General features: G+C 66.5%; 8 protein-coding genes. 3 read left to right on the top strand and 5 right to left on the bottom strand.

Annotated elements, in window-relative coordinates:
- Positions 1–8: 8 nt before the first annotated feature.
- The 4 genes from AC3WT0_RS18715 to AC3WT0_RS18730 form a co-directional block, all read right to left on the bottom strand.
- Positions 9–791 carry a succinate dehydrogenase iron-sulfur subunit gene (locus tag AC3WT0_RS18715; protein WP_492754940.1) on the bottom strand — a complete coding sequence of 261 codons (783 nt, stop codon included), beginning with the start codon at positions 789–791 and terminating at the stop codon, positions 9–11.
- 132 nt (positions 792–923) lie between these two features.
- On the bottom strand, positions 924–1,502 hold the full coding sequence (locus tag AC3WT0_RS18720) for a PEPxxWA-CTERM sorting domain-containing protein (protein ID WP_492754941.1): 579 nt from the start codon (positions 1,500–1,502) through the stop codon (positions 924–926).
- 101 nt (positions 1,503–1,603) lie between these two features.
- Positions 1,604–2,401: an NTP transferase domain-containing protein gene (locus AC3WT0_RS18725; protein ID WP_492754942.1), complete on the bottom strand. Its 798-nt coding sequence runs from the start codon at positions 2,399–2,401 to the stop codon at positions 1,604–1,606.
- A 2-nt stretch (positions 2,402–2,403) separates the two neighbouring features.
- The gene (locus AC3WT0_RS18730) at positions 2,404–3,267 is read right to left on the bottom strand and encodes a D-alanine--D-alanine ligase family protein (protein ID WP_492754943.1); all 864 of its coding nucleotides are present in this window, start codon (positions 3,265–3,267) and stop codon (positions 2,404–2,406) included.
- 294 nt (positions 3,268–3,561) lie between these two features.
- Between AC3WT0_RS18730 and AC3WT0_RS18735 the strand changes: the two genes are divergently transcribed.
- Positions 3,562–4,995: a hypothetical protein gene (locus AC3WT0_RS18735; RefSeq protein ID WP_492754944.1), complete on the top strand. Its 1,434-nt coding sequence runs from the start codon at positions 3,562–3,564 to the stop codon at positions 4,993–4,995.
- Positions 4,996–5,105: 110 nt separating this feature from the next.
- On the opposite strand, the gene AC3WT0_RS18740 is transcribed toward AC3WT0_RS18735, so the two are convergent.
- On the bottom strand, positions 5,106–5,882 hold the full coding sequence (locus tag AC3WT0_RS18740) for a nucleotidyltransferase family protein (protein ID WP_492754945.1): 777 nt from the start codon (positions 5,880–5,882) through the stop codon (positions 5,106–5,108).
- Between the two features lie 83 nt (positions 5,883–5,965).
- Here AC3WT0_RS18740 and AC3WT0_RS18745 point away from each other — a divergent pair, with 83 nt between their 5' ends.
- Together AC3WT0_RS18745 and AC3WT0_RS18750 are read left to right on the top strand one after the other, a co-directional pair.
- Positions 5,966–6,706 carry a methyltransferase family protein gene (locus tag AC3WT0_RS18745; RefSeq protein ID WP_492754946.1) on the top strand — a complete coding sequence of 247 codons (741 nt, stop codon included), beginning with the start codon at positions 5,966–5,968 and terminating at the stop codon, positions 6,704–6,706.
- On the top strand, positions 6,706–7,404 hold the full coding sequence (locus AC3WT0_RS18750; protein ID WP_492754947.1) for a nucleoside/nucleotide kinase family protein: 699 nt from the start codon (positions 6,706–6,708) through the stop codon (positions 7,402–7,404). The genes AC3WT0_RS18745 and AC3WT0_RS18750 overlap by 1 nt, the downstream gene beginning before the upstream one ends.
- Positions 7,405–7,525 lie beyond the last annotated feature (121 nt).

Genomic DNA, 7,525 nt, shown 5'->3' on the forward strand with positions numbered 1-7,525 from the left:
GCCTTCGCTCAAACCGCCCGCTCGACCATCATCTTCTTGGTCTCGGCGATCGCACGCGCGGGCGAGAGGCCCTTGGGGCAAACGTTCGAGCAGTTCATGATCGTGTGGCAGCGATAGAGACGGAACGGATCCTCGAGCTCGTCAAGACGCTCGCCCGTCATCTCGTCACGACTGTCGGCCAGCCAGCGATAGGCCTGGAGCAGGATCGCCGGGCCGAGGAACTTGTCGCTGTTCCACCAATAGCTGGGGCACGAGGTCGAGCAGCAGGCGCACAGGATGCACTCGTACAGGCCGTCGAGCTTCGAACGATCCTCGGGCGACTGGACGCGCTCCTTGCCCGAGGGCGGCGGCGTTACGGTCTGCAGCCACGGCTTGATCGAGGCATATTGCGCATAGAAATGCGTGAAATCGGGGACGAGATCCTTGATCACGTCCATGTGCGGCAGCGGGGTGATGCGGATGTCGCCCTTCACATCCTCGATCGCCTTGGTGCAGGCGAGCGTGTTCGTCCCATCGATGTTCATCGAGCAGGAACCGCAAATGCCCTCGCGGCACGAACGGCGGAAGGTCAGCGACGAATCCTGTTCGCCCTTGATCTTGATCAGCGCGTCCAGAACCATCGGCCCGCAATCGTCGAGGTCGATCGTATACTGGTCGTAGTGGGGATTCTCGCCCGAGTCGGGATCGTAGCGGTAGATCTTGAAGGTCTTGGTCCGCGTCGCGCCTTCGGGCGCGGGATGCTTGGTCCCCTTCTTGATCACGCTATTCTTGGGGAGGGTGAATTCGGCCATCGACAATCCCTTTCGCCGCGCCGCGATAGCCAATCGGATCGCAGAACGAAAGGCGCAACGCGCATGTTTCGCGAGAAAATACCGCGCCGCGAAGTCCGGGCGCGGCATCCGACCGCGCCCGGTGCCTCAAAATCAAGCCAGAGCGACCTTCGTCGCGCGGCGACGCAGCGCAGCGCCGGCGAGGCCGAAGCCGCCGATCATCATCGCCCAGGTCGCCGGTTCGGGAACGCCGGCGGCGCTCGCGATCACCTGCGTGCCCGAACGGCGGCCGACCTGGAACGACGAGAAATTGGGGCCGGCATTGATGATCTCGCCGCCACCCGCATTGTCCCAGCAGAAATTGGTCTGCAGGCAATAGGAAGGCCGGCCGATGTCGAGGCTGCCCATGAACAGCGCATAATTGTTGCCGGGGACATCGAAGTTGAACAGCAGCTGCGACGCCGTGGCGGTGAAGGCCGGGCCGGCAATCTGCACCGCCGCATTCTCGTCGGCGCTGCCGGGGCCGAACAGCGTGGTGCTGACGCTGCCGTTGGTCATGGTGATCGTGAAATCGACGATGTTGGCGGCGGCGAGCACGCCGATCTTGCCGTCGGTGGTGATCGAAAGCGTGGCCGTGGCCGTGCCGACGGTGCGCGTGCTGGTATAGACAGTCGCGTCGGCGGCAACGGCAGTGCCGGCAAGCAGAAGCGCAGTGAGCAGAGCAAGCTTCATGGCTAATCCCCCGTTAGAGACGAGTCGGGGGCTAGGCAGCGTCGAAGACTCGCTCGTTACGCAGGCATGACGGTTTTGCGACTGTCCCGCGCCGGGACCGGCTATTCGGCGGCGACGAGCTCGGGACGGGCGCGGCCCGGCAGAAGCTGATCAACGATTGTGTAGGTCCGCTCATTGTCCACATCGATCGCGTGCGCGCCGTCGGCAAGGATCACCGCGCGCAGCCTGATGCCGAAACGCCTCGACAGGCGCTTCATCGCGGTATCGACCGAGAACAGCCGGAAGCGCAGCATCAGCAGGTTGAGCAAACCGAAGGCGGCGATGATGCGCCTGGCGCTCTTGGCGAACTGGCCGCCGCCGCGAAACGCCTCGGCCGCGCTGAGCGCCTGGGGGCCGGACAGCGCGTAGAGGTTGCAGTTCGAATAGGCATTGTCGCGGAATTCGTAGAAGCGGTGCTGCCCTTCGGGATGCGCGGCGAGCACGGCGTCGCGCGTCGCCAGCGCGACCACGCCCTCGGCGCCGTTCGCGAGGCAATCGAGCATCTCCCCGACCGCACCGGTCGAGAGCAGGACATTGTCGGCCGTGGTGATGAGCAGCGGCACCGCGGCGCCCTTCGCCCCGGCACCGACGCTGTCGGCAAGATTGTCGGCCGCTGCGATCAGCTCGACCGGCGTGCCGGCGACGGCACGCACCACCGGGCCGAGCAGGTCGAATGCCTCGCGCTCGATCACCACGCGGATCGCTACGATTCCCGGCGTCGCCGCCAGCGTCGCCAGCACATGCGCGATCAGCGGCGCACCGCCAATCGGCACGAGGCATTTGTGCGAGACGCCCGCGCGCGCGGCAAGCGGATCGAGCCGCCCGGCGCGCTGAGCGGCGAGGACGATCGCCGTCGCCACGATCAGGCCGCCAACTCGCGCTCGCGGACGAGCAGGCCCTGGCGCGCGAAGCTTTCGGCGAGGATCGTCTCGATCAGCTCATGATGGCTGAGCCCGGCGAGCGCCGCCGAACGGCCGAACACCTTCTGCGACCAGAGATTGCAGTTGAGGTTGTTCTCGAGGAACATCACCTCGCCCTTTTCCTGATCGAGGCGGAATTCGAAGCGCGCATAGTCGAAGGGCGCGAACACCCCGGCCATGCACCGCGTGTAATCGGCGATGATCGGCATCCAATAGGGATCGTCGAAGGCGACGAGGCTGTATTTCGCGCTGCGGTCGACTAGGTCCCGCTTTTCCCAATAAGTGCGCAGGTGCGTGGGGTCCGCCTGCTCGAAGAGCATCATCGGCATGATCGCGGGCGCGCCCTGCTGGGTTATCACGGGAACCTCGACATCGGAGCCGTTGAGGAAGGGCTCGACGATCGCGTCATGGCCCTCGTCGTGGAGGCGTTCGACCGCCGCCTTCACGCCTGCCCAGTCGCCGGCATCGGATACGCCCCACGAGGCCGAGGAGGCATTGGGCTTGATGACCATGCGTTCGGCCATCGGGCAACCTTGCTCCAGCACCGGCGCGCCGCGGCGATAGATGGCCCAGGGCGCAGTGGGCACGCCGCGCGAGCGCGCCTCGAGCTTGGTCAGATGCTTGTCGTCGCCCAACCCGCGCAGGATCGGACTGGCGCCGAGGAAGGGCAGCCCCAGCCGCGTGCACAGCAAAGGCAGCAGCATTTCCGAATTGAGGAAGCCCGCGCGGTTGAGCAGCGCGAAGACGAAATCGACCTTCGGCGCGTCGAACAGCGCATCGTGACTGTCGGCCAGCGTAACGCGCATACCGATGTCGCGAAGAATATTGCGGATCTCTACATGGTAGATAGCATGATTACCATCATCAGGATGGAGTCCACCCGCCCACAAGGCATGTTTCGCAATGAACATGACCTCACGGTTCTCTTTGGTTTCGGCATTGATAGTCGCGGCCCTGATATAATCTATCACGCCAGAATCGTCCCGTTATTGTAACAATAGGAACAATGCGCCCGCTTTGTTTCAGGCGTGTGAAATCAATGTCATCGAATTGTCTTGGAATTGGAGGATTCTGGCGAAACTCTCTCGACGGAATCGACGATGACCGGATTTCCCACGCGGCGCGACGCGCCGGCCACGCTGCTCATGGCCTCGGGCGGCGATGCCCGGATCCTGATCGACCCCATTACCGGTCTCAACCGCTACGGATCGGCCCCGCGCCCGTCCGACGTGCTGGCCTATGCATCGTCGACCGCCAACGACCTGTCGGAAGACGCCTTTGCGCACGTCTCCGCACTCGGCTTCGGCGCCGGGATGAGCGGTGCGGCCTATGCCGGCGCGCTCGGCGCGCTGCGCGAGCGGATCGCCGCCGCCTATGAACTGCCGCGCGGCACCGCGATCGTCTTCGCGCCATCGGGCACCGACCTTGAATATGTCGCGCTGCATCTGGCGGGCGTGCGCGGCACGGGGGTGCACAATATATTGCTCGGCGCCGACGAGGTGGGCAGCGGCTGCATCCATTCGGCGAGTGGCCGCTATTTCGCCGAGGAAACCGCGCTGGGCACGGGCGTGGCGGCGGGACAGCCGGTGCCGGGGCTTGCCGATCGCGTGACCATCGCCGACCTGCCGGTGCGCGACCGCAACGGGCAGGCGCATGACAGCGCGACGATGGCAGCCTCGATCGACGCCGCCGCGATCGAGGCGCGCGCGGCGGGACGCCACCCGCTCGTCCACATCGTCCACGGCTCCAAGACCGGGCTGGTGCTGCCCGAACTGCCCGAGATCGACTGGCTGGTCGCGCGCCACGGCGACGGACTGAGCTTCGTCGTCGATGCGTGCCAGGCGCGTATCTGCCCCGAAAGCGTGGCTGCCTATCTGGCGCGCGGGGCGATCGTCTTCCTCACCGGATCCAAGTTCATGGGCGGCGCGCCGTTCAGCGGCTTCGCACTGCTGCCGCCTGGCGCGCGCCCTGCCCTGCCCGTAGGCTTCGCCAACATCTTCCGCCGCGCCGAATGGCCCGAAGGCTGGCCGGGCGCCGAGACGCTGGGCGACGGCGCCAACCCCGGCCTGCTCCTCCGCCTCGAAAGCGCGATCTTCGAGCTTGAGCGGTTCAGCACGCTTTCCGCCCCGCGCGTCGCGCGCGTGGTCGATGCCTTCGGCTTCGCGGTCGACGGGCTGGCGGCGAAGATCGGTGCGGGGCGGATCATGCCGCCGCGCGGCAGCGTGCCGCACCCGGTGGAGGAAGGTACGCTGGCCACGCTCGACCTGAGCCGCACCCCCGGCGCGCCCGATTTCGACGAAGCCCGCGCACGCCACGCGGCGCTGATCGAAGCAGGCATCCGCCTTGGCCAGCCGGTCAAGTGCGTGCGCCTGCCCGACGGCCGCTGGGGTGCCACGATGCGCGTCGCGCTGTCGATGCCGCAAGTGATGGCCTTCGACGCGATCGACGACCTGACGCTGGCGACGCGGCTACGCGACGATATGGACCGGATCGCCAGGCGCCTGATGCGCTCGCAGGAGCCGGTGCCGGCCTAGCGACCATCCGTCATTGCGCCACCGTCATTGCGAGTGCAGCGAAGCAATCCAGCGAGCCATCGGGCATTGTCTGGATTGCTTCGCTGCGCTCGCAATGACGAGAGGTCTGGTCAGCCCCGCGCGGCGAGGATCGCTTCCGCCATTTCGTGATCGCTGACCTTGTCGACGTCGATCGCGGCTTCGGGATCGTCGAGGACCACCAGCTTCGCTGCGAAGCCGTTGCGCCTGCCGGCAGAGCGGATCGCGGCGGCGAAGCCGATCGTGCGGGTGATCGCGCGCAGCGCAAGCAGCGGACCGAAATGCCAGAAGAGGCGGAACGCCTTCTTGCGATCCTGTTCCGCCACGCTCCACAGATCGAGCGCGCGCACCGCGCGCGGCGTGGCAAGCGCAAAGAGGTTGGCGCCTGAATAGGCGCCGTCGGAAAAGCGCAGCCAGGTGCGCTTGTTCTCAGGATAGCGCGCGAGCATCGAATGACGCTCGACCGCCGCGAGCGCGACATCGCAATCGGTAGCGCCGGCAAGGAAGGCGCCCACCATCGCGCGCGTCAGCAGCGGGTGATCGGCGGTGGTGACGAAGACGGGCCAGGGCGCGGCATCGCTGCCGGCAAGCGCCTTGACGCTGGTCGAGATGCCGGCGCCCGCCTGCGCATAGCCGATGCGCGGATCATCGGGCAGCGCCGGGCGCAGCACATCGGGCGCCTGCGAGAGGATGACGATGCGGGCAATGCCCTCCACCCCCAGCAGGGTTTCCACCACGCGGGCGACCATCGGCGTGCCGCCCACGCGGATCAGCGCCTTGTAGGTCTCGCCAAAGGCCTCGGCCAGTCTGTCCGGCCCCGGGCGCTGCCCGGCGAGGACGATCGCCGTCCACTGCATGGTTACGCTCATGGCAACGGCCTATGGCGGAGACGCGATTGATTGGCTAGAGCGGCCCACTTCACATCGGAACATCATGCGGGGACAGCCCAACCATGTATCAACACGAACTGGCGCGCAGCGGGAAGCGGCTGTTCTTCATCCGCGGCCTCTACATCTACACGGTCATCGGCATCGGTGCGCTGATCGTGCTGCTGACGCGCACGCCGGGGCCGTTCGCCGACGCGACGCTCAATTGCGGCTGGTTCTGGCTCTCGCTGGGCGTGGCGTCGGCCGGCGCGCTGGTGCGGATCATCACGTCGGGCTTTGCGGCGCTCGGCACCTCGGGCCGCGCCAAGGTGGCGGCGGAGGCATCCGAGCTCAACACGACCGGCCCCTATTCGCTCGTCCGCAACCCGCTTTATGTCGGGCGCATCCTGAACTTCACCGGGCTTGCCATGCTGACCGGATCGTGGGTCTATGGCGCGATCGTCTTCCTCCTCGCCGTGCTCGTCTATGAGCGCGTGTCGATCTATGAGGAGGAGTTCCTGCGCGAGAAGTTCGGCCCGGCGCATGCCGCCTGGGCGAAGGACGTGCCGGCGCTGCTCCCCCGCCTCCATGGCTGGGTGAAGCCCAAATATCCCTTCTGGTGGCGCCGCATGATCTGGCGCGAACAGAACAAGCTATTCCTGCTGGCGACGGCGGTGGCGCTCTACGCCTTCGCGCGCGTGGGGCTGGACGTCGCGGCGGTGCCGGCCTGGCAGATCCCCTGGTTCAAGGCTTACGGCGTGCTCGTCGTCATCCGCTTCATCATCGGCGGCATGAAGATGGCAGGCTTCTTCAAGGATCTGTCCTGATGCCCGAAGCCGGGCTGGCGCCGCTGATCGCGATCGTCGGCTCGGACGGATCGGGGAAATCCACGGTCGCCGGGGATATAGTGAAGGAGCTGCGCGCCGGCGGCCGCCGCGTCGAGCTCTGCTATCTGGGGCTCGGCACCGGCGATCTCGGCAACCGTATCAAGCAGTGGCCGGTGATCGGGCGGCTGCTCGAAGGGTTCCTGACCAAGAAGGCCGGGCAGGCGCGCGACAAGAACGCCAAGATCCCCGGGCTGCCGACCGCGCTCGTCATCTATCGCTATTCGCTGGTGAGGAAGCGGCGCTTCATGCGCGTGCTGGACTTGCGGCGGCAGGGCGTGACCGTGCTGACGGACCGTTATCCGCAGGTCGAGGTGCCGGGCTATTATGACGGCCCCGGCCTGTCGGCGGCGCGCGCAGAGGGCTGGGCGATCGGGCGGCTGGCGGCGAAGGAACGCGCCATCTACGCATGGATGGCATCCTATCGCCCCGATTTGATCGTGCGGCTGAACGTCGACGTCGATACCGCGCTGGCGCGCAAGCCCGATCATGCGCGTGCGCTGATCGAGCGCAAGGTGGCGATCACGCCGCAACTGACCTTCAACGGCGCGCGCATCGTCGATCTCGATGCGACGCGGCCTTATGCCGAAGTGCTCGCCGATGCGCGGGCCGCGATAGACGGCGCGCTCGCCGGAAAATGAAAATGAAAAGCCGGTGAGTTTATGTTTGAGAATGCGTTTTCAACGCATTCCGCGCGGCGCCGGCCCGCTCCCCCACCCGGCCTCCCATCCAGGATACACTCTGTGGGAGGCCGGGTGGGGG

It is taken from the genome of Sphingomonas sp. EU05-FHT14C10 (assembly GCF_058790595.1).